Origin of the sequence: Roseospira visakhapatnamensis, from assembly GCF_014197915.1 — a bacterium.
Lineage (GTDB): Bacteria > Pseudomonadota > Alphaproteobacteria > Rhodospirillales > Rhodospirillaceae > Rhodospira > Rhodospira visakhapatnamensis.
In genome coordinates this window covers 14,712-38,260 of sequence record NZ_JACIGK010000017.1, presented here as the reverse complement: position 1 = coordinate 38,260, position 23,549 = coordinate 14,712, and the positions used below count along the sequence as shown (strand labels likewise).

General features: G+C 70.3%; 13 protein-coding genes. 7 read left to right on the top strand and 6 right to left on the bottom strand.

The features are described 5' to 3' along the window. Nucleotides 1-38: 38 nt before the first annotated feature. The 6 genes from GGD89_RS11935 to GGD89_RS11910 all read right to left on the bottom strand — a co-directional run bounded on the left by GGD89_RS11935 (nucleotide 39) and on the right by GGD89_RS11910 (nucleotide 11,698). Complete coding sequence (locus GGD89_RS11935) at nucleotides 39-2,690, bottom strand: MMPL family transporter (protein ID WP_184045515.1); 2,652 nt, start codon at nucleotides 2,688-2,690, stop codon at nucleotides 39-41. Further along, nucleotides 2,687-3,676 carry a hopanoid-associated sugar epimerase gene (hpnA, locus tag GGD89_RS11930; protein WP_184045513.1) on the bottom strand — a complete coding sequence of 330 codons (990 nt, stop codon included), beginning with the start codon at nucleotides 3,674-3,676 and terminating at the stop codon, nucleotides 2,687-2,689. Before hpnA ends, GGD89_RS11935 begins: the two co-directional genes overlap by 4 nt. A gap of 166 nt (nucleotides 3,677-3,842) precedes the next feature. Then, entirely contained in the window at nucleotides 3,843-4,715 is an 873-nt protein-coding gene (locus GGD89_RS11925) for a GGDEF domain-containing protein (RefSeq protein ID WP_246423068.1), read from the bottom strand. Nucleotides 4,716-4,759: 44 nt separating this feature from the next. After that, on the bottom strand, nucleotides 4,760-5,146 hold the full coding sequence (locus GGD89_RS11920; RefSeq protein WP_221238440.1) for a response regulator: 387 nt from the start codon (nucleotides 5,144-5,146) through the stop codon (nucleotides 4,760-4,762). A gap of 85 nt (nucleotides 5,147-5,231) precedes the next feature. Beyond that, nucleotides 5,232-5,741 carry a chemotaxis protein CheX gene (locus GGD89_RS11915; RefSeq protein WP_184045511.1) on the bottom strand — a complete coding sequence of 170 codons (510 nt, stop codon included), beginning with the start codon at nucleotides 5,739-5,741 and terminating at the stop codon, nucleotides 5,232-5,234. A gap of 17 nt (nucleotides 5,742-5,758) precedes the next feature. Next, nucleotides 5,759-11,698, bottom strand: coding sequence for an AAA family ATPase (locus tag GGD89_RS11910; protein WP_184045509.1), 5,940 nt, complete (start codon nucleotides 11,696-11,698; stop codon nucleotides 5,759-5,761). Nucleotides 11,699-12,067: 369 nt separating this feature from the next. Here GGD89_RS11910 and GGD89_RS11905 point away from each other — a divergent pair, with 369 nt between their 5' ends. The 7 genes from GGD89_RS11905 (at nucleotide 12,068) to GGD89_RS11875 (ending at nucleotide 23,517) form a co-directional block, all read left to right on the top strand. Next, a complete protein-coding gene (locus GGD89_RS11905) occupies nucleotides 12,068-12,424 on the top strand; it encodes a hypothetical protein (RefSeq protein ID WP_184045507.1) in 357 nt (118 codons plus the stop codon). After that, nucleotides 12,418-18,810, top strand: a complete 6,393-nt coding sequence (locus tag GGD89_RS11900) for a type I polyketide synthase (protein ID WP_184045505.1) — start codon at nucleotides 12,418-12,420, stop codon at nucleotides 18,808-18,810. The genes GGD89_RS11905 and GGD89_RS11900 overlap by 7 nt, the downstream gene beginning before the upstream one ends. A 91-nt stretch (nucleotides 18,811-18,901) precedes the next feature. Continuing rightward, a complete protein-coding gene (locus GGD89_RS11895) occupies nucleotides 18,902-19,981 on the top strand; it encodes a patatin-like phospholipase family protein (RefSeq protein ID WP_184045503.1) in 1,080 nt (359 codons plus the stop codon). A 136-nt stretch (nucleotides 19,982-20,117) separates the two neighbouring features. Beyond that, on the top strand, nucleotides 20,118-20,675 hold the full coding sequence (locus tag GGD89_RS11890) for a chemotaxis protein CheX (protein ID WP_184045501.1): 558 nt from the start codon (nucleotides 20,118-20,120) through the stop codon (nucleotides 20,673-20,675). An 8-nt stretch (nucleotides 20,676-20,683) separates the two neighbouring features. Then, complete coding sequence (locus GGD89_RS11885) at nucleotides 20,684-21,058, top strand: response regulator (RefSeq protein WP_184045499.1); 375 nt, start codon at nucleotides 20,684-20,686, stop codon at nucleotides 21,056-21,058. 361 nt (nucleotides 21,059-21,419) lie between these two features. Next, the gene (locus tag GGD89_RS11880; protein WP_184045497.1) at nucleotides 21,420-22,463 is read left to right on the top strand and encodes an NAD(P)-dependent alcohol dehydrogenase; all 1,044 of its coding nucleotides are present in this window, start codon (nucleotides 21,420-21,422) and stop codon (nucleotides 22,461-22,463) included. 88 nt (nucleotides 22,464-22,551) lie between these two features. Then, complete coding sequence (locus tag GGD89_RS11875) at nucleotides 22,552-23,517, top strand: helix-turn-helix domain-containing protein (protein ID WP_184045495.1); 966 nt, start codon at nucleotides 22,552-22,554, stop codon at nucleotides 23,515-23,517. Nucleotides 23,518-23,549 lie beyond the last annotated feature (32 nt).

Below are 23,549 nucleotides of genomic sequence, written 5' to 3'. Positions count from 1 at the left end.
TCCCTCGCCCACCCCCGACACCAGACCGCGATATAGGGTCATCGACCGGCTTTCGAAATCCCCTTTCGGCTGGGCCACAACGCCAGCAGCGCCGGCAGCACCCCCAGCGTGCACACCAGCGTCAGGCCGATGGCGATGGTCAGCAGCACCCCCATGCTGGCCGTGCCGGGGTGGCTGGACGCGGCGATGGAACCGAACGAGCCGATGGTGGTGAGGGCGCTGAACACCACCGCGCGAGGCGTGCTGCTGGCCATGGCGTCGGCGACGGTGGTCTCGTCCCGTTCCCGTTTCACCAGGTGAATGGCGCTGGCCACCCCCAGGCCGAACAGCAGCGGCAGCACGATCACGTTGGCGAAGTTGAACGGCAGGCCGAGGACGGCCGCCGTGGCCACGGTCAGCAGCGCCGCCAGGGTCAGCGGCGCGTACACCAGCAGCACGTCGCGAACCCGCCGCAAGGTGACGGCCAACAGCACCGTGATCCCCAGCAAGGCCAGGGCGGCGGCCTCGGCGAAGGCCCGCAGCACGGTCCGCCCGGACTCGCGGATCAGCACGGGGGAGCCGGTCGCCTCGGGCACCTCGGCGCGCACCGCGTCCACGAAGCGCGCCAGTTGGTCCGGATCGCGTACGTCCAGGGCCGAGCGCGCCTCGACCCGGGCGCGTCCGTCCGGCGCCAGGTAACGGTCGCGCAGCGAGGCCGGCAGGTCCGCCAGGGTCACCGGCCCGGCGGTCAGCGAGTCCCGCAACCGGTCCAGCACCGGGGGCAGGTCGGCGGTCAGCGCCCGGTCCACCCCGGCCAGCGCGTCGGCCTGATCGGCGCGCGCCAGCACGGCGGCGAAGCGGTCGGCGGCGGCGCGGGTCTCGGAGTCGGCGCCCGGCGCCCCGGCCAGACGCGCCAGCGCCTCGCCCAGGGTCACGGCGGCGGCGCGCAGGGCCGGCACGTCCGGCGGTGCCCGCGTGTCCTGCGCCAGCGATGCCCCCAGGAACAGCGCCATGTCGCCGATGACGAACAGCTTCTCCTCCTGCTCCGCCGGCACCAGGTCGCGGGCGGTGATGGCGCCGGCCACCTCCGGCAGGGCGGCCATCCGGTCGGCCAGCGCCTCGGCGGCGTCCAGGTCGGCGGCCAGGACGTCCAGGGTGTAGGGCGTCACCTGGGGATCGTCCAGCAGGTCCAGCACGGTGGCCACGGACTCCGTGTCCGGGTCGCGCAGGTTCAGGGGATCGAAGTCGAAGCGCGCCGCCGGGACCAGCGCGGCGGCCCCCACGGCCAGGACCAGCGCCCCCAGGGCCACCGCCCGCGCCCGTGCCCGCGCGCCGGCCTCGATACGCCCGACCAGCGCCCGCGCCGCCCCATCGCGCCCGCCGCCGCCGGGGCGGGCCGGCAGCAACGCCAGGATCGCCGGCGGCAAGGTCAGGTTGGCGACGAAGGCCACACCCATGCCCATGCCCGAGATCAGCCCCAGTTGCGCCAGCCCCCGGTAGTCGGTGGGCAGGAACGACAGGAAGGCGATGGCCGCCGCCACGGCGCACAGCACCAGGGCCGGCCCCACGCCCCGGGCGGCCTCGGCCAGAGCGGCGGCGTTGTCGGCGCCCCGATCCCGGCCCTCCCGATAGCGCAGCGCGACATGGATGCCGAAGTCCACCGACAAGCCGATGAACAGCACCGCGAAGGCCACCGAGATCATGTTGAGCGTGCCCACGGTGACGGCGGCCAGGCCGGCGGTCCAGCACAGGCCGACAACCAGGGTGGCGACGGTGGCCAGGATCAGGCGCGGCGAGCGCAGGCCGATGATCAACAGGCTGACCACGGCGACGAAGGTGATCGCCCCGGCCACGTCCATGCCGGTCTGGACGCTCTTCAGTTCCTCGGTCTCCATGGCCGCCGCGCCGGTCAGGCGCACCGTCACGCCGGCATCCGGCGTCAGGCCCAGATCCTGGGCGGTGGCCCGCACGGCCGTCATGGCGGCGCCGGCCGGCGATAGCGCCTCCAGGTCCAGGGTCGGCTTGGCGAGCACGATACGCCGGGCGTCCGAGGGGTCGGGCGTGGCCCGGCCGCGCATCAGCGCCTGCCAGTCCAGGCGCGCCGCCGCGTCACCCTCCAAACGCGCCTCGGCCACGGTGGCCATGCGGTCCAGCACCGGTCCCAGGGCCAGCCCGCCACCCGGCGCCAGGGACGGCGCCGCGTCCCCGCCGGCCAGGGCATCGGCGGCGGTATCCATCAGCCCGGCCAGCCCCCGCAGCGACGGGTCGGGCCACAGGGCGCCCAGGAAGGGTTGCGCCTCGGCCAGGGTATCGGACAGGTCGTACAGGGTGTCCAGGTCCAGGAACAGCAGGCCATTGCGCCGGAAGAAGGGATCGCCGGCCAGGTCCTCCACCGCCGCGAACAGGTCGGCGCGCGGGGCCAGGGCGGTCGCCAGATCGGCCGCCGCCGCCTCGGCCTGGGCGCCGGTGCGGGCATCGATCACCACCGCCAGTTCGCCGCCCAACTGCGGGAACGCGGCCTTCAGCGCCCGGTCCTGCCGCTGGAACGGCAGGTCCGGGTCGAGCATCGCCGAGGTATCGGTGGACACACCGATCCGCGTGACGGCGAGCCACAGCGACACCGCGGTCAGCACCAGGGCCACGGACACCACCAGCCACGGGCGGCGGCGCACCCCCTCGACCCAGGCCGCGATCAGGCCGGCGACGGTCATCGGACATATCCGTTGTCTTGGAACCAGGCCACGGCGTCGGCCAGGGCCGCGCGCGCGGGGCGCCAGGCGTAGCCTAGGTCCCGCGCGGCCTTGGCGCTGGAGAAGAACATGCGCTTCTTGGCCATGCGCAGGCCGTCCACGGTGGCGAAGGGTTCCTTGCCGGTGACGCGCGCGATCCCCTCGGCCACCCGCGCAAAGGGCAGGATCAGGTCGTGCGGCAGGCGGACCGTGGGCGGGCGGCGTCCCACCAGGGCCGCCACCTCGGCCAGGATCCGGGCCAGCGTCAGGTCTTCGCCCCCCAGGATGTAGCGCGCGCCCACGGCCCCCCTGTCGAAGGCCAGCAGGTGGCCGGCGGCCACGTCGTCCACATGGGCCACGTTCAGGCCGGTGTCCACATAGGCCGGCATGCGCCCGGCGGCGGCCTCGACGATCACCCGGCCGGTGGGCGTGGGCTTGACGTCGCGCGGGCCGATGGGGGTGGAGGGATTGACGATCACCACCGGCGCGCCCTCGTCGCGCACCAGGGCGGCGACGGCGGCCTCGGCCCGGTATTTGGAGCGCTTGTAGGCGCCGATCATGTCGGCCTCGGTGGTCGGGGTGTCCTCGTCGGCGGGCGTGCCGTCGGCATGGGAGCGCAGCACGGCCACCGAACTGGTGTAGACCGCGCGCCGTGCCCCGGCCTCCAGGGCCGCGCGGATGACGGCCCGCGAGCCGTCCACGTTGACCCGGTCCATGGCCGGCGGGTCCGGGATCCACAGCCGGTAGTCGGCGGCCACGTGATAGAGGGCGTCGCAGCCCCGGGCGGCGGCGCGCAGCGAGGCCGGATCGGTCAGGTCGCCCTCGGCGACCTCCACGTCCAGGCCGTCAAGGTTGCGCCGGTCGCCGCCGGAGCGGGCCAGGCAGCGCACCGCCTCGCCCCGCGCCAGCAGGGCACGGGTCACGGCGGCACCGACGAAGCCGGTGGCACCGGTCACCAGGGTGGTCATGGGGGCACCTCTCGCGAGACAGACAGGGCGCCCCGGGGACGCCTCAGGATCCAGGCCGCATGGGTACCCCGCCCAAGGGCGCGCGGGCAAGGGCGGGCGACGATCGTGCGGGGGTCGGAGCGCGGGCGCGGGTGCGCGATCATTCACGACGGGCCGGTCGCGAGACTCAGGTCTCGACCCGATTCCGCCCCTTCTCCTTGGCGCGATACAACGCCTTGTCGGCGCGGCGGATCAAGTCCGTGACCGTTTCCCCGGGCCGGAAGGTGGCCACGCCAAAGGACATGGTCTTGCGCCCCGCGACCGAAAGGTCGTGCCCGGCGATGGTGCCGCGCAGCTTCTCGGCCAGGGTGAGGGCGCCATCCTCGGCGGTTTCCGGGCAAATGATGGCGAATTCCTCGCCACCCCAGCGCCCCACGGTATCCAGGTGCCGCACATTGTCCTTCAGCACCTGGGCCATCTCGGTCAGGACGGCGTCTCCCACCTGATGGCCGTGGAGATCATTGATGTCCTTGAACCGGTCCACGTCACAGATGATCGCCGAGAGCGTCGTCCCGTAGCGTTCCGCCCGCTGGACCTCGGACGTCAAGGTGTCGTCCAGGCGACGGCGGTTGCTCAAGCCGGTGAGTTGGTCGGTGATGGCGAGGCGTTCCAGTTGACGGCTGGTCAGGGCCAGTTCCGCGTGGGCCTCCACAAGGGCGTTCTGGGTTTCCTTCAGGGCGGTGACGTCGACGGCGATGGAGTACTTGGCCACGGTCCCGTCGTGCCAGGGTATCAGGGTCTCCTCCATCTGGTACCAGCGGTCATCGGCCTCATTGAACAGTTCGAACACCATCTTGCGCCGGCTCATGTCCTTTTTGGCCATCATCTCCACCAGAGGACAATGCATGCACGGGACATCCTGCCCGTAGATCTCCTTGTAGCAAAGCCCCCCCACGACCGACCCGGAGCGCTTGCGCATCGCGGTGTTCACCGCGAGCAACTTCAGGGTATCCGCGTGGACAACATAAACAGGAAACGGGATGGCGTCCTGGGCGGCCATCCAGGAGTCCCACGGGTCAAGTGAATCGGACGCGTCGACGTAAATCATCTGTTTTCGAATCGACTTGTCAGCCTGTCCAACGTCGAACTGATCGCCTCAGCCTTGATCGGCTTGACGATATAGCCTAACGCCCCCGCCTTGAGGGCGTCCATAACCATTCTTTCCTGCCCAAGAGATGTCACCATGATGACCACGGCATCGGGGAACTCCGACAGAATCTCGCGGGTTGCCTGAACACCGTCCATGTCGGGCATGACGATATCCATGGTCACGAAGTCCGGACGCAGATCCCGATACAGCGCCGGAGCATCCGCGCCGCTTGCCGCGCTGCCCACCACCGTGTGCCCAAGGGATTCCAGGGCCACGCGCAGCTTGCTCGCGGCGATCACGGAATCGTCCACGACCATGGCCCGTCTGCCTGCCAGAGACATCACTCCCCCTCCCTGTCATCGCCCGTGTCCCGGTCCGGGACCGGGGATGCCCCGCCCGGCGCCCCCCGGACAGGCCGGGCGGACGCTAAACAACCAGTTGATTCAGCCTGTTGTCGAAAAGCTCCCTGGGACGCAACAGGTGGACGTCCAGGCGCCCGCTGGGCGCGCGCACCCGCATGGTGCCGAAAACCGCGTGGTGGCGGCGATCGATATGCCGGTCTTCCGTCAGGACGATGACGGGGGTCATGGCAATGGACCGCCCCACCTCGGGAAAATCGCCGGACGAGGTGCCCAGAATCATGTTGGCGATCTCGGCCGCGGTATCCCGGCAGAACAGGTCCTCCTGTCCCCGTGGGACCGGGATGTCGGCCGTGAACCGGCCATACAGAGCCCTCAGCAGGGAATTGTCGAAACTGAAGGCGGCGCGAACGCCGATCGGCTCGCCGAACCCGCCGACCGCCGTGATGTCGTGCAAATCCAGCGCCGACACATCACCGTCGAAGCGTTCCACGGCATCGATGTTGATCGCCGCCGTGGCGAGCAGGATCCGGCGCGTCCGTCGCAGGATCGAGGACATGAGGGTCGAAAGCGGCATCACCGGCGCCATCATCATCATTCCGGCCCCTCGCCGCCGGCATTGCGCACGGTGAAAATGAACCGGGTCCCCCGGCCCGGTTCGGTGTCCACCTGGATGTCCCCGCCCAGCCCGCGCACCGCGTGGCGGACCGCCGCCATGCCCACGCCCCGGCCGGCGACGTCATTGGCCACCTCCCGTGTGGAGAGACCGTCGAGAAACAGCAGGTCCATCACCCCCTGGCTCGACAGATCCCGCACCGTCCGGGGGCCGAACAGGAAGGCGGCCCGCCGTCTCAGGGCCTCGGGGTCGATGCCGCCGCCGTCATCCGCGATCTCGATGCGAATCGTCTCCCCCTGGTCCAGCACCACGCAGGTCACCCGGCCCGCCGCGGCCTTCGCCCTGCGCAGGCGTTCCTGGGGTGGCTCGATGCCGTGGGTAACGGCGTTGCGGACCACATGCCCCAGCGAGCGCAGGAACGGACTGAAGCGGTCCGGCTCCACCAGCAGGTCGGCGCCCAGGACCTCCAGCGGCTCGACGTCCTTGTCGTCGCGCTCGGCCAGGCGCTGGACCAGGGGCGCGAAGCCGGCCAGCGCCTGCTTCACCGACACCTTGCCCAGCGCGCCCACCTCCAGCAGCAGGGTCCGGATCTCCCCGGCGGCCACGTTGACCACCCGGCCCGCCAGCAGGTCGGCGGCCAGCCGCTTCAGGCGCCGCACCTGATCCTGGGTCAGCATCACCCGCTTGCCGGCCGCCAGGAACTCCTCGCCCAGCACCTGGCGGATCACGTCCAGGTCCCGGTCCAGCAGGTCGGCGCAGGGCACGGCGCGGACGGCCTCGGCGACGGCCGCCAGGCCCGGCGGCGTCTCGCCGTCGCGCAACAGGGTCAGCGTGTCCTCCAGGGCGTGCAGCGCCCGGGGCGTGGCCGAGAAGCTGAACTGGTTCAGCATGCCCTTGAGGGTATGCACCTCGCGGTAGATGTCGCGCACCACGGTCTCCGGCGCGGCGCCCGAGGCAAGGAGCGCCTCCAGGCCCTCGCGCGCGAAGGCCCGGACCGAGGCGACGGTCTCGAAGAACTCGTGGCCTTCCGTCACCGCCGCGACGATCATCTCCAGGTGCCGGCGTTCCTCGCTGACCCGCTCGCGCAGCCGGCGCTCCGCCGTGACGTCCGTCAACACCAGCATCATGTGCCGGTTTTCCAGCACCTTGTACTGGGCCTCCAGGATCCGGTCCCGGCGGACGATCTCCGAGGGCAGAAGGCCGATCATCATTTCCGCCCGCAGCGGATCGATGTCGTCCAGCACCGTGGGGATGACGTCGCGGATCAGGTCGGCGCTCGCCGGCGTGTCGGCCCAGAGCAACTGGTCGATCCGCTGTCCGGCCGGCATGGTGTCGAGCATCGTCTCGCACGCCCGGCTGTATTCGACATCCACGATCAGGCTGCGGTCGCAGGACAGGAAACCCTGGTCGGAGTTGTCGAGCAGGATGCCCACCTGCTCGCCCTTGGTCCGGACCAGGTCCAGCGACTGGACGAGGTCCCGCGTCCGCGCGCGGACGCGATCCTCCATGTCCGCGTACAGGGTGGCGTTTTCCAGCGAGATGGACGCCTGGGAGATCAGCATGTCCAGCACGGCTACGCGGTTTCGCGTGAAGGCGTTGGCGGCCAGGCGATTCTCCAGATACAGGATGGTCGTCATCTCGCCCCGGGTCATGACCGGCAGGCAAACGATGGACCGGACCCCCGTCCGCGCCGCGTAACCTTCGGTGCCGACGATGCCCGGCTCGGCGGCGTTGTCCACCAGGACCCGTTCCCGGGTGCGGGCCACGTAGTGAAACACCGTCATGGCAAGCGCGTCGTCGTCCACCGGCCGCGAGCCGGAGGCCACGGTGATGCCCCCGTCCCCGACCGTGGCCTCGGCGGCCACCAGGAAGGTGTCGGTCTGCCGCATCAGCAGCAGGCCCCGGTCCGCGCCGGCGTGCTCGACGACGATGCGCAGCAGGGCCTCCACCAGCTTGGACAGGACGATCTGCCCGGAGACGGCCTGCTGCGCCTTGATGACCGCCGCGAGGTCCAGGTCGCCGACGCCGATCTGATCGCTGGCCCGGCCATCGTCCCAGGCCGCGTCCGCCAGCCCGGGATGGGTCCGGTCCAGGTGCCGAACCTTGGCGACGGCGCCCCAGCGCTCGAAGGCATAGCGGGCATCCCGCATGTAAGCCCCTGCGGCGGTGCCCAGCCCGATCTCGCGGGCGAGCCGCCCGGCCCGTTCGCAGGCGATGCCCTCCACGGGCAGGCGCCCGGTCTCGCGGGCGGCGGCGATGGCCTGCTCGTAAAGGGACAGGGCGTCCATGTCCCGCGCCTCGACGTGCGCGGCTTCCGCCTCGACCAGCAGATGGTGGGCCCGGAAGCTCTCGGGGCAGTTTTCGGCCCAGCGCCTTAGCTGACGCCGGTGTCCGTCGAACCGGGGCGCGAGCGTCGCCCAGCGTTCGGCGGGTGCCTCGTCACGCAGGCAGGCCATGGCCATCGCGGCATAGAAGACATGCGTGAACAGCGCCAGCGACGACACCAGCTTGACGCTCATGCCGGCCGCGATGTCGGCCTGGTCCAGCGACCGGTCGACATGCCCCAGCATGAACAACTGGACTTGCTTCATGGCATGATAGACCGCCAGGGCGTGGGTGTGGCCCGTGGCCTCCAGGGTGGCGCGCGTGTCCGCTTCGAGGGTCGTGACCCGGTCCCCGCCCCCCTCGCCCCCGGGATCCCCGTCCTCCCCGCGCAGGGTGGCCAGCATCAGGGTTTGCAGGCGCAACAGGCTGGTCGCCCAGGGAATGCGGGTCGAGTCCACGAACGAGGCGAAGCGGTCCAGCCGCTCGGCATAAACGGACAGTGGCAACCCCTGCTCGACGCAATACCACCCGGATGTGCTGGCGGCGCTGGCCGCGTAGATCCAGTCACCCGTCTCGATGCAAGATCGGAACGAATCATCCAGGATGCGCAGGCAGTCGGCCAGGGGGCGGCGCCAGAGCGCGACGAAGTAGCCGTGCCGGAACTGGGTGGCCCCCAGCAACGGCGCGGCGTCGGACCGTTCCGCGAGACGCAAGGCGGCCTCGGAAAAGGCGACGGCGGCGGGAATATCCTCGAACGAGGCCATGAGCCAGACACCGTAGCCGCTGAAGGCCGCGCAGGATTCCCCGGTCGCGCCGTGCCGCAGGGACAGGTTGATCCCCTTCAGGCCGAGGTAGGGATACAGCGGCGGCTTGACGTGGAAGACGACGGGGATGGCGTCGGCGATCAGGCCGAGCAGGTTGCGGGTCTGGGGATCGTCGCAGTCGGGCTGATTCCGCAGCGCCTCCAGCCCGATCCGGTCCACGGTGGCGCGCAGGTCCGCCCGCTCCCGCGCCAGGGCCGCCTCCATCGCCTCCGGCGTCTCGGGGCAGGTCAGGCCGAACTGGGCCAGGGCGTCGATGGCCACGGTCAGCGCCTCGACCACCTTGCCCGCCACCATGAACAGGCGGAATCGCAGACGCCAGACCCGAACCGCCTGATCCGACGAGGGCGCCCGCTCCAGAAGCCGGGTGAACAGGGCGTCCGCCTCGTCGTGATGGCCCGCCAGGGATTCGCTCTCCGCCAGATCCAGGAGCAGGTCGAAGGTACGCGCGGGCGCCACCGACCAGGAGTCCGCGGGCAGCAGGTCCCGGGCCAGACGGAAATAGACGAGCGCCGACGCATGCGCGGTCGAGGCCCGGGCCCGCCGCCCGGCCGTCATGTTCAGATCGCAGAGGCGGTCCCGCTCGCCGGGATCGGTGATCTGGTCACGGGCTTGGTTCCAGTGGTGGATGACGTCGAAGATCTCGCTTTCCAACACCTCCGGCGAGAGCGTGTCCGCCAGGATCCGCCCGATCCGCAGGTGCGCCGCGACCCGCTCGGTCTCCGGCATGGAGCGATAGGCCGCCTCGCGCACCCGGTCGTGGAGAAACACCAGCCGTCCGGCGTCGTGGTACAGGAGTTCCGCCCGCAACGCCTGGGAGACGCCGACAAGGACGGCATCCTCGGTCCGGTCCTGGACCAGGGCCAGCGTGGACAGGTCCACCGCGTTGCCCAGGCAGGCGATCCGCCGCAGTTCGTCCTGAACCGCGTCGGGCAGCCGGTTGAGGCGGGCGGTCATCAGATCGACGAGGTTGTCGGTGAACCCCTTGCCCCGGATCTTGTCCGTGTCCCACAGCCACTCGCAGGAGCGGGGATCGACCGACAGCAAGCCGTCGTCCACCAGCGCCTCCAGGAACTGGATGACGAAGAAGGGGGTGCCGCCGGTCTTCTCCCGCACCAGGGCCAGCAGCGGCGCCACCTGGTCCGGCGGCGCGCGCAGGCAGTCGGCCACCATGCGCGCCAGGTCCATCTGGGCAAGCGGTTCCAACGCCACCGTGGTCACCGGCGTGCCCGTGCTCCGGATGGTCTCCAGCGCCAGCATCATCGGATGCGATGGCGGTGTCTCGTTGCTGCGGTAGCTGCCGACGATCAGCAGGCGCCCCAGGTCCGGGCGACCGCACAGGTACTCCAGCATCCGCAGCGACGCGGAGTCGATCCATTGCAGATCGTCCAGCGCCAGGACCAGCGGATGGTCGGCGATCGCGAACACCTGGATGAAGCGGCCGAACACGGACTGGAAGCGGACCCGGGCCTCGCTCACCGGCAGGTCCGGCACCGGCGGCTGCGGACCGATGAGGCTTTCCAGAACGGGAATGAGGTCGGTCAGCAGGCGCCCGTTCTGCCCCACGGCCTTCTGGATGGCGCGCCGCGCCTCGGCGACCCGCGCGTCATCCTCCGACAGGACCTGGCGGACCAGGGAGTCGAAGGCCTGGGCGAAGGTCACATAGGGGATGTCGCGCTTGTGCTGATCGAACTTGCCGCCCCCGAACGTGGCCCCCCGGTCCAGGGCCATGGCCTGGAAGCGGGTGATCAGGGCCGACTTGCCCACGCCGGACGACCCCGCGACCAGGATCAGCGCCACCGTCCCGGACTCCCGGACGCGGTCCAGGGTGGTCGTCAGGACGGACAGCGGGCGTTCCCGGCCGTACAGGGTTTCCGGCACCATCAGGCGCCCGGGATTGTCGCGCTCCCCCAGGGCGAACCGGGGGATGAAGCCACAGGTGGTCAGGGACTCCAGACAAGCCGTCAGGTCGGCGGCCAGCCCCGAGGCACTCTGATAGCGGTCTTCCGCCATTTTCGACAGAAGCTTGAGGATGATGTCCGAGACGATCGCGGGCAGGTCGGGCGCGACATCCAACGGGGTCAGCGGTTGCCGGGCGACATGGCAGTGCACCCATTCCAGGGAGTCCTCCGCCGAGAACGGCAGCCGGCCCGTGAACAGCTCGAACAGCACCACGCCGAGGGCATAGAGGTCGCTGCGACTGTCCACCGACCGGTTCATGCGCCCGGTCTGCTCGGGCGACGCGTGGGGAAGGCTGCCGATGGTGGCCGTCCTGGCCCCCGCCCGACGCTCGCGCGACACCATCGAGGCCAGGGTGAAGCCGGTCAGCCAGGCCCGGCCGTCGTCCGGGGCCACGAGGAAGACGCCTGGATTGACATTCTTGTGAATCAGGCCCGTCGCATGCAGCCGCGCCAGGGCCTGGGCCAGGGCGATCGCCAGACGCAGCCGGGCCGCCATATCGGTGCCGTCCCGGTCCTCGCCGTGCCGCGCCAGGATCTCGCCGAGCAAGACTCCGCCGGGATCGGCCAAGACCAGCGACGCCCGTCCCCCCGCCTCGCGAAAGGCCAGGGGAATCGTCGCCCACGCCGGGTCGAGAATCGGTGCCAGCCCCAGGGCATGGTGCATGCGGCTCAGCACGACCGGTTCGGGGTGGTCTTGCAGCGTTTCGAGGCGCAGCACTCGGCCCAGATCGGGATCCGCCTCGCGGAACAGCACGAAATCCCGACTTCGCCACAGCGCCGGGCCGCGCACCTGCTCCGACGGATTGTCCATTGTTCAGATCGCCCGTTCAAATCGCCTGATTTCGATGGACCCTGGCCCCCTTGGAGCCGCGCGGCCCGCTGTGAAAGGCGGAAACGCCCACAGACGTTGCCACGATACCACTATCTCACGTGTGAGAGCAGCTTTCCCACGACAAAGTTGTTTCCAGATATTGTCATCGCTCTGTCCGAGTAACCGTGACTATATCCTTGGCAAAAAATCGCCGCGACGATCATCCATTCCAATTTGCCACAATTCGCTTGAGCATGGCATAACAAACATTGCGATGGAGGGACGCTTTTTTTCCAACAGGAAACGAAGCGAGGGGCCGAGTACGCCCGTGTAGACAGGCACGGGCACGGGGCACAGGCACGGGGGCACATGGTGGACGGGGCGAAGGGCACGAACGGCGGGGTCGGAGACGACGGACGCGGAAACCACGAGCGGTGGGAGCACGGACCGGGACGCGGACCGAGCGAGGAAGCGGCGCCATCGACCAGCGCCTCGGAAAGGCTGTTCGCCCTGCTGCCCTTCCTGATGACCATGATCGCCGATCGCGGCGAGAAGCGCACCATGCGCGCGGCGCTCCGGCTTCAGATGCTGTTCTGGGTCCTGAGCCTGGTCATCGATCAACTTGAGGCCACCCGGGGCGTGATGGAGCGGGCGCGCGACCGCTTGCGGGACATGACCCCGACGCCGAACCAGGGGAACGATTCGGGCGACGGGGGGGCATGGTGACCTCCCACGGACGCGGCCGATCGTCGACCCCCGTGGCGATCATCGGCATGGCCTGCCGCCTGCCCGGGGCGACGGACCGGCATGCGTACTGGCGCAACCTGCTGAACGGCGTGGAGTCCCTCGCGCGCTTCACGAACACCGAGCTTCTTGAGGCGGGCAACGATCCCGCGATGGTGGCCGCGCCCGACTATGTGAAGGCGGCCTTCCCGGTGCCCGAAGCGGACCACTTCGACGCGGGCTTTTTCGGCTACTCACCCCACGAGGCCCGGCTGACCGACCCCCAGATTCGCGTCCTGCTGGAGGTGGCCTGGGAAACCTTCGAGGACGCGGGCGTCGTGCCCGGCCGCCACTTGGGGCCGGTGGGCGTCTACGCGGCGACCGGCAGCGTGGTGACCAACTATCTGGTCAACGCCCTGGGGCACCATCCGGAGGCCCGGGGCCACACCGTCAGCGTGCTTCACCTGGGCAACGACAAGGATTTCGCGAGTACGCGGGTATCCTTCAAGCTGGACCTGACCGGCCCCAGCCTGAACGTGCAGACCGCCTGCTCCACCTCGATGGTCCTGGTGGACCTCGCGCGCCAGGCCCTGGACGCCGGCGAGTGCGACCTCGCGCTGGCCGCCGCCTCCACCATTCGCGTGCCCCTGGCGTCGGGTTACCGGGCGGTGAAGGGCTCGGTGCATTCGCCGGACGGACACATCCGCACCTTCGACGCCGAGGCGGGCGGAACCCATTTCGCCAGCGGCGTGGCGGCCGTGCTGCTCAAGCCGCTCGACAAGGCGCTGGCCGACGGCGACCCCATCCACGGTGTCCTGCGGGGCAGCGCGGTGAACAACGACGGCGCCCGCAAGGCCAACTACGCCGGGACCAACGCCCTGTGTCAGGCCGAGGCGATGGCGGCGGCCCTGGCGCGCGCCGACGTGGATCCGGCCAGCGTGGGCTACGTGGAATGCCACGGCACGGGCACCGTCATCGGCGACCCGAACGAGGTCGAGGCGGTGCGGATGGTCCTGGGGCCGGCGGGCTCGGAGGGCTCGGAGGGCGCGGACGGCCCCCGGGTGCTGGGGTCGGTGAAGCCCAACATCGGCCACGCCGAGCACAGCGCGGGCCTGGCCTCCCTGATCAAGGCGACGCTGACGCTCCGGGACGGGATGATCCCCCCGACCATCAACCTGCGGCGCCCCAATCCGCGTCTGGACCTGGACGGCGGCGGCTTCGTCATCAACACGGCGGCCCGGCCCTACCCGACACGGACCGCCGCGCAGCCGCGCCGGGCGCTGGTGAACACCCTGGGCATCGGCGGCACCAACGCCGCCGCCATCCTGGAACAGGCGCCGCCGCCGCCCCCGCGAGCGACCGTGTCCCGCCGCGCCGCCTGGGTCTTCCCGCTGTCGGCCAAGAGCCCGGAGGCGCTGGCGGCCACCGCCGCCCGCCATCGGGCGTGGCTGCTGGAGCATCCCGACGTCGACCTTGGCGACCTGTGCCACACCCTGGGCGCGGGGCGTGCCCATTTCGACGTGCGCGTGGCCTTCGTGGTGTCCTCGATCGACGATCTGGTGTCGCGCCTGGAGGGCGTCTCCGTCGATCGCCCGCCGGCGCGAACGGCCCGGCCGGACCGCGCCCTCGGCGTCCTGTTCAGCGGCCAGGGTGCCCAGGTGGCCAACATGGGCCGCGCCCTGTATGCGACCGAACCGGTGTTCCGGGACGCCCTGGACGCCGCCGCCGCGGCCCTGGACGCGCACCTGGACCGCCCCCTGGCCTCGGTCCTGTTCCCGGAGTCCGAGGCGGACGCGGCCCTGATCGACCAGACCGGCTATACCCAGCCCTGCCTGTTCGCCGTGGAACACGCCCTGGCGGCCCTGCTGGACGCCTGGGGCCTGCGGCCGGCCGGCGTCGTCGGGCACAGCGTCGGTGAGATCGCCGCCGCCCGCGTGGCCGGGGTGCTCGACCTGGACGCCGCCGCCCGTCTGGTCGCCACCCGGGGGCGGCTGATGCAGGCCCTGCCCGCCGGCGGCGCCATGGCGGCCCTGCTGGCCGGAGAAGCCGACGTGCGCGACCTGCTGGCCGCCACGGGGCGGGCGGATCTGGCCATCGCCTCGGTCAACGGGCCGATGGCCACGGTGCTGTCGGGCGCGGCGCACGCCCTGGACGCCGCCCTGGCCCTGGCGGAAACCCGGGGCATCGGCTTCAAGCGGCTGACCGTGTCCCACGCCTTCCATTCGCCGCTCATGGATCCCATGCTGGCGGCCCTGCGCGACGCGGCCCGGGGCGAGGACGCCGGCGACCCGCGCCTGCCCTGGATCTCGACGGCCACTGGAACCCGCCTGGAGGCCGCCCCGGAGCCGGCCTACTGGTCGGATCAGGCCCGGGGGGTGGTGCGCTATGCCGACGCCGTCCGTGGCCTGGCCGACCTGGGGGTCACCGACTTCATCGAACTGGGACCGGGACGGAGCCTGCTGGCCCTGGGATCGGGCGCGGTGGAGGGCGCCGACCTGGCCTGGCATGCCACCCTGGACGTGCCCGAGGACACCGGCCGCCGGGTGCTGGAGACGGTCGCGGCCCTTTACCGGCGGGGCTACGCCATCGACTGGGCGCGGGTGAACCAGGGCCACGGCGCGCGCCGCCTCTCCCTGCCGACCTACGCCTTCCAGCGGGAGCGGTTCTGGGCCGACGGCCTGCCGCTGTCGGCGGCGCCCGGGCCGGCCGGCGCGACGGCCGGGCCACCATCGTCCGGGTCCCTGGCCGGGGACCGGCTGCCGCTGCCGCCGCCGGATCTGCGCTTCCGGTCCTTCTGGAGCGTGGCGCGCCAGCCCTGGCTGGCCGACCACCGGGTCCACGATGCCGTGGTCCTGCCCACCACCGCCGGGCTCGCCGCCGCCCTGGCCGCCGCGCGGGCGCGCTTCGGTGACGCCCCGGTGGAGATCGCCGACCTGTCCCACGCCGAGGCGATGATCCTGCCGGACGACGGCGGAGGCGCGGGAGCGGGCGAGCGCGAGGGCCATCTGGCCCTGACCGTGACGGCGCAGGACGCCGGCCCCGGAGGCGCGGTGCGCTTCACCCTGGCGAGCCGGCCGCTGGCGCGCCACGCCGGGCCGGACGACGGCGCGGACCACGGCGCGGACCAATGGCGGTCCCACATGGACGGCGTCCTGCGACCGCTGGAAACGGCGCCGGACGGCCCGAACCGGCGGCGCTTCGACGCCGACGCCACCCGCCGCCGCTGCGGCCAGTCGGTGCGGGCGGAGCGCTACTACGCCATCCTCCGGGGCCTGGGCCTCGGCTACGGCCCCGTCTTCCGGGGCATCCAGAGCCTGTGGCGCGGCGACGGCGAGGCGCTGGCCCGCGTCCGCGCCCCCGACGCCCTGCCGCTCACCCTCAACGGCGTGCTCCATCCGGCGGTGCTGGACGCCTGCCTGCACCTCTATCCCGCCGTTCTGGACGGGGTCGGCGACTTCAGCACGCCGCCCCCCGAGGGGACCCGGGTGGCCCTGCCCGTCGCCCTGGAGCGGGTGCGGGTCCATCCCACCGAGGCGCGGGAGCTGTGGGTGCACGCCCGCCGCCGCCCGGGGCATATCCCCGCCGTGTCCGTCGTCGACTTGGCGGTGTTCGACCGGGAGGGGCGCGATGTCGCCGCCGTCCGGGGCCTGACGCTCAAGGTCCTGCCCCGCGCGCTGTTCCAGGCCGCCGGCGCGGACAGGGGCGGCTGGCTCTACCGGCCGTCCTGGATCGCCTGCCCCCCGGCCACCGACGCGACGCCGGCGACCACGCCCAACCGCTGGCTGGTGCTGGGCGGCGACCGGGAGGGGCTGGGACGCGCCCTCGCCGGCGCCCTCGGGCCGGCGGCACGCGTGATCGCGACCGCCGAGGTACCCCGCGACCGGGACGCGGCGCGGACGCTCCTGGAGACGATCACCAACGGGGACAGGGATCGCCTCGGCGTCGTCCACCTGATGGGACCGGACTCCGGACCGGTGGCGGCCGTCGACTGGGCCACCGAGGACCCGCAGCGCGCGGTTCTGGGGTCGGCCCTCGCCTGGGCCCAGGCCATCGGCGACCTGCGCGACCGCATCGACACGCCGCCGCGCCTCTGGCTGGTGACCCGGGGCGCGATGCCGGTCGCCCCCGCCCAGGCCCCCTGTGACGTGCTCCAGGCCGGGCTCTGGGGTCTTGGGCGCTCGCTGTCGCTGGAGGCACCGGCCGCATGGGGTGGCCTGGTGGACCTGGAGGCCGGCGGCGATCCGGCGCGGGACGCCGCCGCGCTGGCCCATCACCTGCGGGCCGGGGACGGCGAGGATCAGGTGGGATTTCGCGGGGGCGCGCGGCTGGCCGCCCGCCTGGTCCGCGCGGAGCCGCCCCCGGTCCGAACGCCCCAGGCCCGGCCGGGAACCTATCTGGTCACCGGCGGGCTGGGCGCGCTGGGCGTGGAGACGGCCGCGTGGATCGCCCGCAACCGTCCCGCCCCCACCCTGGTGCTCGCCAGCCGCCGGGGCGCCGAGGCCGCCAACGCCGGGGCGGTGACGGCCCGCCTGGAGGCCCTGGGGGCCACGGTGGTGCTGGCCCGGGCCGATGTCGCCGACCCTGGCGACGTCAAGGCCCTGATGGCCGAGCTACGCGCCATGGATCCGCCCGTGCGGGGGATCTACCACGTGGCCGGCGTGCTGCGGGACGGCATGGCCGAGGGCATGACCTGGAGCCGGTTCCGGGAGGCCCTGGCGCCCAAGCTGGACGCCGCCTGGAGGCTGCACCGGGAGTCCGCCGGCCTGCCCCTGGAGGCGTTCGTGCTGTTCTCGTCCGTCCTGTCGGTGATCGGCTCGGCGGGACAGACCAACTACACGGCCGGCAACGCCTGCCTGGACGCGCTCGCCGTCCACCGGCGGGCCCTGGGCCTGCCCGCGCAGTCCATCAACTGGGGACCATGGGCCGAGGCCGGGCTCGCCGAGGACCTGGGCGAGCGGGGCGAGGCCATCTGGCGCGCCCGGGGCATGACCTACCTTCCTCCGGCCCTGGGGCGGGAGGCGTTCGATGCCCTCTTCGGCGCTCCCATGACCCAGGCCGTGGTGGCGCTGACCGACTGGTCCCTGTTTCTGCGCCAGTTCCAGAAGCCGCCCCCGTACTATGCGGAACTGGCCACCCGGACCCCGGACGCGGTAGGGCTGGCCGATGACGTGGCCACCCTGCGCGCGCGCCTGGATGGCGACGACCGGGCGGACCGGCGGGCCGCCCTCACCGACTTCCTGACCGCCCAGGCGGCGGCCACCCTGGGCATGGGGTCGCCGCCCGATCCGGAGCGGCCCTTGCGGGAGCTGGGACTGGATTCGCTGATGGCCGTGACCCTCATCAATCGCGTGGAGGGGGCCACGGGGGTGCGCATTCCCGCCGCGCGGTTGATCCAGGGTCCCCCCATCGCCCAGGTGATCGACGAGGTCTGGTCCGACCTGCGCGGCCTGGACGCCGCCGGCAACGGCGGCGGCGGCGGCGACAGGGCGCCCGACGAGGCGGCGATCGCCGCCACCCCGCGCCGACAGCCGGCCACGCCCCACCCCAAGCCATCGGTGGGTGAGACCGGCGCCGTCCCGGCCCGAGGGGCCTGGCTGATGCCCATCACCCCAAGGGAAAACCCGCGCTTTCGCCTGTTCTGCTTCCCCTTCGCCGGGGGCGGCTCGGCGGCCTTCCAGACCTGGGCGCCGCAGACGGATCCGGCCATCGAGATGTTCGCCGTGGAACCGCCCGGACGCCTGTCGCGCATCCACGAACCGCCGGTCCGGGACATGGACACCTTCGTGGCCAGCGTTCTCGCCGACATGGACGGCCTGCTGGACCGGCCCTATGCCCTCTTCGGCCATTGCCTGGGCGGCCTGACCCTCTACGAGACGGCGCGGGCGCTGGTGGAGTCGGGACGGCCCCAGCCCCGCCACCTGTTCTGTTCGGGCACCCGGTCCCCGGACCGGGTGCGGATCGCCGGCCCGTTCGAGCGGCGCCTGGCCCGCCACCTGGCCGGGCTGAAGGACTATCAGCCCCTGGTGCCCCCCTACCGCCAGCCGGACGCCGTGTTCTCCAGCATCATCCGCCAGTTCGACATGGCCGCCTCCGACGAGTTCCTGGATGACCCGGAGTTGCGCCGGCTGATGCTGCCGGCGGTGCGCGCCGAGTTCGAAATGACGTCCCTGTACCGCTACCGGCCGGGGCGCCCCTGGGACATTCCCATCACCTGCTTCGTCTCGCGCGGCGACCCGTATGTGTCGCGCGAGGACGTGCTGGGCTGGGGCCGCTTCACCAACAGCCGCCTTCACGTGCACATGCGGGAGGGGACCCACTATTCTGTTTTCGAGGACGCGGCCTTCATCCAGCGCGTGATCGCGCAAGACCTGTCCACACCGCAGGGATAACGCCGGCGGCCGTCACGACGGACCATCAAGGACCGGGGCCGGATCACGACCCTGAGAACACGACCGTCACGGGAAATGGGAGGGCGAAGACATGGACGATACGACAGCGCAGCGGAAGCCCGTCAACGCGCTGGTCCTGGGGGGTGGCGCGCCGAACTTCACCCTCATGACCGGGGCCTTGCTCGCCTTCGAGGAAGCGGGCTTCCGATTCGATGTGATCACCGGCGCCGGCGGTGGCGGCGCCGTCGCCCTGAGCTACGTGGCGCCGAAAGGCACGGACCGGGCCAGCGCCCTCAGGAATTCCATGAACCTTGGGATCTCGGATGCGATCTACAAGGTGCTGCCCATGAACTACAAGGTGTTCCAGAAACAGGGAAAGCTGGCCGACGCCTATCGGTTCCTGCTGTCCAAGGCGCCCGGCTATCGCCGCATCATGGACCAGTCTCGGATGAGCAACGGCCAGAAGCTGGCCAGTGACCTCGTCCAGGCGTGGTGGGCGCTGACCACGCCATCCCTGCTCACGCCCTGGAGCAAGGGGCTTTGCGCCCACACGCCGTTCATCACGGAGATCGTCGATTTCGAGAAGCTCAGGACGATCGATGAAGAGATTTACCTCAACACCTACAACCTGACCGATCACAAAATGGCGGTCTTTTCCAAGGCGGAGATCACGCCTGAGGTCTTCGGTGCCAGTGGCTCCTTTCCCTTCATTTATCCACCCACCGAAAAAAATGGACGAAGCTATATCGAGGGCGCCACGGAAGAAGCATTCAACTTCCAGGGTGTCATGCGATACATGCACGAACATCACAAGATCGTCGACAACCTCGTCATCTTCAATTCATTCGGAAACGCCAAGTACCTGCAACCCCCGCGCGGGCTGTGGCATGCCTATGGGCAGTCCATCATCTCGGCGTTGATTCCCCTGGACCGGGCCAACCTGGAACTCTTTCACGTGCGCCTGAAAGAATGGAACGAGAATGAAAAGAACAAGGACAGGAAAATCAATGCCCTGACCCTGGACTTCCCTATTCCGGATGAATGGGATTACACGGCCCTCGACTGGTCTCGATCCAACCTGGAACGTCTGTTCCACCTGGGATACCAGGAAGGACAAGACTTCCTGAAACAGCATGGGTTGGCGTTGGGCGTGACCGCGCGCGCGGCCTGAGGCGGGGTGGCCGGCGGGGCGCACAGGACGCACGAACACGGCGCACAGTTGGCGCTTGTGTTCCTCGGGCAAACTCGGCTTTCCTCATCGGTGGGGGTAGCGTACTGCATGCCAATCCGGTAGGGAAGAAGCTTCTATGTATGGCCGCAAAGCCCCGGGATTTTCGTCTGAAGGTGGTTTTGGCGATGCCCTGATTCAGCACCTGTTTGACTCCATCCTCTCACGCACCCGCCAGGTGCTGTCGGAGGAGGCGGGAATCACGGTGCGGGACGGAACGGTGGCGTCCCGCGCAGCGGACATCCGTCGTCCGCACGCCGTGACCGTCCTGGCGACCTTGGGCGCGCCCGTGAGCGCCCTGGTTGCCTTCAGTTTCGAGGAACCTCTCCTGGAGAGCCTTGTCGAGGGCATGACTGGACCGCTGATCATGGACGGGGACGATGTGGGCCCGTATCGAGAGGACTGCGCTGCGGAGGCCGTCAACATGGCGCTCGGCCTGGGAACCGCAGACCTGCCGTCGGGGGGCATGGCCATCAGCCTGTCGCCCCCCGTGGTGCTGGACAACACCCAATGGGCACACCGGAATCGTGACGCTTTCATCGCCACGATGCGCGTGATCACGGACAAGGGAGTCCTCGACGTCAGCGTCGCCGACGCCCGGGACCCGCTCGACGCACCGATAAACTCTAAGGTTTAGGAAGCACCATGTCCGCCCTTCGCGTTCTCGTTGTCGATGATTCCCTGATCACGGTGACGAAAATCACCACGATCCTGACCGACCTCGGGCACGCGGTGGTGGGAACGGCGGGGACCGGCGAAGGCGCGGTCGAGTCGTACCGGCACCTGACCCCGGATCTGGTTACCATGGACATCACCATGCCCGACATGGATGGCGTCGAGGCGACCCGCATGATCATCAACGAGTTCCCCGATGCCACCATCATCATGGTCACGTCCCACGGACAGGAGCGCCTGCTCTTCAACTCCCTGGAGGCCGGGGCAAAGGGGTACCTGCTGAAACCCATCAAGCGGGACAAGCTGGCCCGCATCATCGAGAAGGCCAGGACTCGCCTGGGCTGAGACCAACGGTCGTCGCGACGGGCCATGGCGGTCCATGTGCGGCTCGCGCCCATGCTCCCATCCGAAGCGCCCCGAAGCTCCCGCCCCCTTGGCGCGGCCCCGGCGCCGGCACGCGCGAGTCCGGACGCCCCCGGCGGTCGGTGAGATGGGCCGTTGATGCCCCCGGCCGGCCTACCGGCCAGGACTCTCAACCGCGTACGCCGCCGGGATGACGCCCCGCCTCAAGCCGGCCTGTAAAATATTGCACAGACTATTGGAAATATGGCGTAGCGTGACGCGCCGCTCCCGTTCAAGATCAGCGGATGATGGGGAAACCAGTAATCAAGTGTTTCTCTAGTCAAGGTTTTCGCTGGAGGTTTCCATGCTTGTAAAAGGCGTCGTGCTCGAGCGTATAGGCGAAATTTCCGTCCGAGACATTGACGTCTCCGGAAGCGCCGAGCCTGGCCCCAAGGACGTCCGTGTCGCCATAAAATCTGTTGGCATATGCGGAAGCGACGTCCACTACTATGAACATGGTCGCATTGGCGATTTCGTCGTCAAGGAGCCCATGATCCTGGGCCACGAGGCCTCCGGCGTCGTCGACGCCGTGGGCGCGGACGTCACCCACCTGCGGCCCGGGGACCGGGTCTGCATGGAACCCGGGATCCCCGATTTCAGGTCGGTGGAAACCCTGCGCGGCATGTACCACCTGGACCCGGCGGTCCGCTTCTGGGCCACGCCGCCCATCCACGGGTGCCTGACGCCCACGGTGGTCCACCCCGCGTCCCTGACCTACCGCCTGCCGGACAGCGTCAGCTTCGCCGAGGGCGCCATGGTGGAGCCCCTGGCCATCGGCGTGCACGCGGCCGCCAAGGCCAACATTCGCCCCGGCGACATCGCCGTGGTCACCGGCGCCGGCACCATCGGCATGATGGTGGTCCACGCCGCCCTGGCCGGTGGCTGCGCCGAGGTCATCGTCAGCGACGTCGCCGCCGAGAAGCTCGCCCTGATCGACCGCCTGCCGGAGGTCACGACCGTTGACGCCCGCAGCCAGGATCTGGCCAAGGTCGTCGCCGAGCGCACGGACGGGCGCGGCGCCGATCTCTTCCTTGAGGCCAGCGGCAGTTCCAAGCCGCACGAGACCATGATCGATCTGGTGTGCCCCGGCGGCCGGATCGTCCTGGTGGGCATGCCCGCCGCCCCGGTCGGGCTGGATGTCGTCGCCCTTCAGGCCAAGGAAATCGCCCTGACCGGCACCTTCCGCTACGCCAACGTGTGGGATCGCGCCCTCAAGCTGCTGGGCAGCGGCCGCATCGACCTGAAGCCCCTGATCTCCGGCGCGTTCGACTTCGCGGACTCGGTGGCGGCCTTCCGGCGCGCCGCGGAACACCGCCCGGACGACGTGAAGCTGCAAATCTCCCTGTGATCGGGACCCGCGAGGGGACCATCCGCCCGGCCCGTCCATGGTCATTTCTCCGGACCGTGGGACGGGTCCCGTGGAAGGAGGCGGGATTGTGCGCACGAAACCGCTGCGGGAAGCCATAGCCGCGCCACTGGACCGGGGGGTCCGCGCCTACCGGCATGGGTATCCCTCCGACCTCACCGGCTGGCACTATCATCCGGAATACGAACTGCACGCCATCCGGCGCAGTTCCGGTCTGTGCTACGTCGGGACCTACACGGGGCCGTTCGAGCCGGGCAACCTGATCCTGACGGGGCCGAACCTGCCCCACATGTGGGTCACCGACGCCGATGGTTACGCGGACGACGAGTTCCTGGGCGACTTCATCCCGGGCCGCGACCTTGTGTTGCAGTTCAGCGCCGAGTTCGCCGGCCGCTGTATCGAGCAGTTCGCCGACTGCTCGGCCTTGCGCGACCTGCTGACGCAAGGAACCTCGGGCCTGCTGTTCTCCGACGAGGTCTCGGCCAGCGTCATCCCCAAGATTGAAGAGCTGGTCGACCAGTACGGTCCGCGCCGCCTCGCGCTGTTTTTCGATATCGTCGACTGCTTGATCGCCGATGAAGGCAAGCAGAGCCTGTCGGTCGAATGGAAAAGCTATAGCTGCAAATACCCCCAGCGCCTTGAAAACATTCTTCGCACGATCGCGGAAAACATAAGCCGCCCCGAATTCACCTGCTCCGAGCTGGCCGAAATGGAGAACATGGAGCTATCCACGTTCTCTCGTTTCTTCGAACGCCATATTCGGTGCGGATGTGTCGAGTACATCAATCGCCTGCGGATTTTCAAGGCATGCCAGCTTCTGATCGAAACAGACGGCACCATCACCGGCATCGCCCATGACGTCGGCTACGGCACCTTGTCGACGTTCAACCGCAACTTTCAGCGCTACATCGACCTCTCGCCGACCGCGTTCCGCAGCCTGCGCCGTCACGGCCAGCGGCACCGGGCCGCGATCGAACGCCCCCCGAAGGGCGAGCCCCGCTCCTCGGACCCGGCGAAGGGGCCATCAAACGCCTAGACCGGACGGGCCGATCCGGCATCGCGCCGGCC

Coding starts and splice junctions, on each gene's coding strand:
- GGD89_RS11895 (WP_184045503.1), top strand. CDS start 18,902: ATGGACGATACGACAGCGCAGCGGAAGCCCGTCAACGCGCTGGTCCTG.
- GGD89_RS11880 (WP_184045497.1), top strand. CDS start 21,420: ATGCTTGTAAAAGGCGTCGTGCTCGAGCGTATAGGCGAAATTTCCGTC.
- hpnA (WP_184045513.1), bottom strand. CDS start 3,676: ATGACCACCCTGGTGACCGGTGCCACCGGCTTCGTCGGTGCCGCCGTG.
- GGD89_RS11910 (WP_184045509.1), bottom strand. CDS start 11,698: ATGGACAATCCGTCGGAGCAGGTGCGCGGCCCGGCGCTGTGGCGAAGT.
- GGD89_RS11900 (WP_184045505.1), top strand. CDS start 12,418: ATGGTGACCTCCCACGGACGCGGCCGATCGTCGACCCCCGTGGCGATC.
- GGD89_RS11905 (WP_184045507.1), top strand. CDS start 12,068: ATGGTGGACGGGGCGAAGGGCACGAACGGCGGGGTCGGAGACGACGGA.
- GGD89_RS11925 (WP_246423068.1), bottom strand. CDS start 4,715: ATGGCCGCCCAGGACGCCATCCCGTTTCCTGTTTATGTTGTCCACGCG.
- GGD89_RS11935 (WP_184045515.1), bottom strand. CDS start 2,690: ATGACCGTCGCCGGCCTGATCGCGGCCTGGGTCGAGGGGGTGCGCCGC.
- GGD89_RS11885 (WP_184045499.1), top strand. CDS start 20,684: ATGTCCGCCCTTCGCGTTCTCGTTGTCGATGATTCCCTGATCACGGTG.
- GGD89_RS11920 (WP_221238440.1), bottom strand. CDS start 5,146: ATGTCTCTGGCAGGCAGACGGGCCATGGTCGTGGACGATTCCGTGATC.
- GGD89_RS11915 (WP_184045511.1), bottom strand. CDS start 5,741: ATGCCGCTTTCGACCCTCATGTCCTCGATCCTGCGACGGACGCGCCGG.
- GGD89_RS11890 (WP_184045501.1), top strand. CDS start 20,118: ATGTATGGCCGCAAAGCCCCGGGATTTTCGTCTGAAGGTGGTTTTGGC.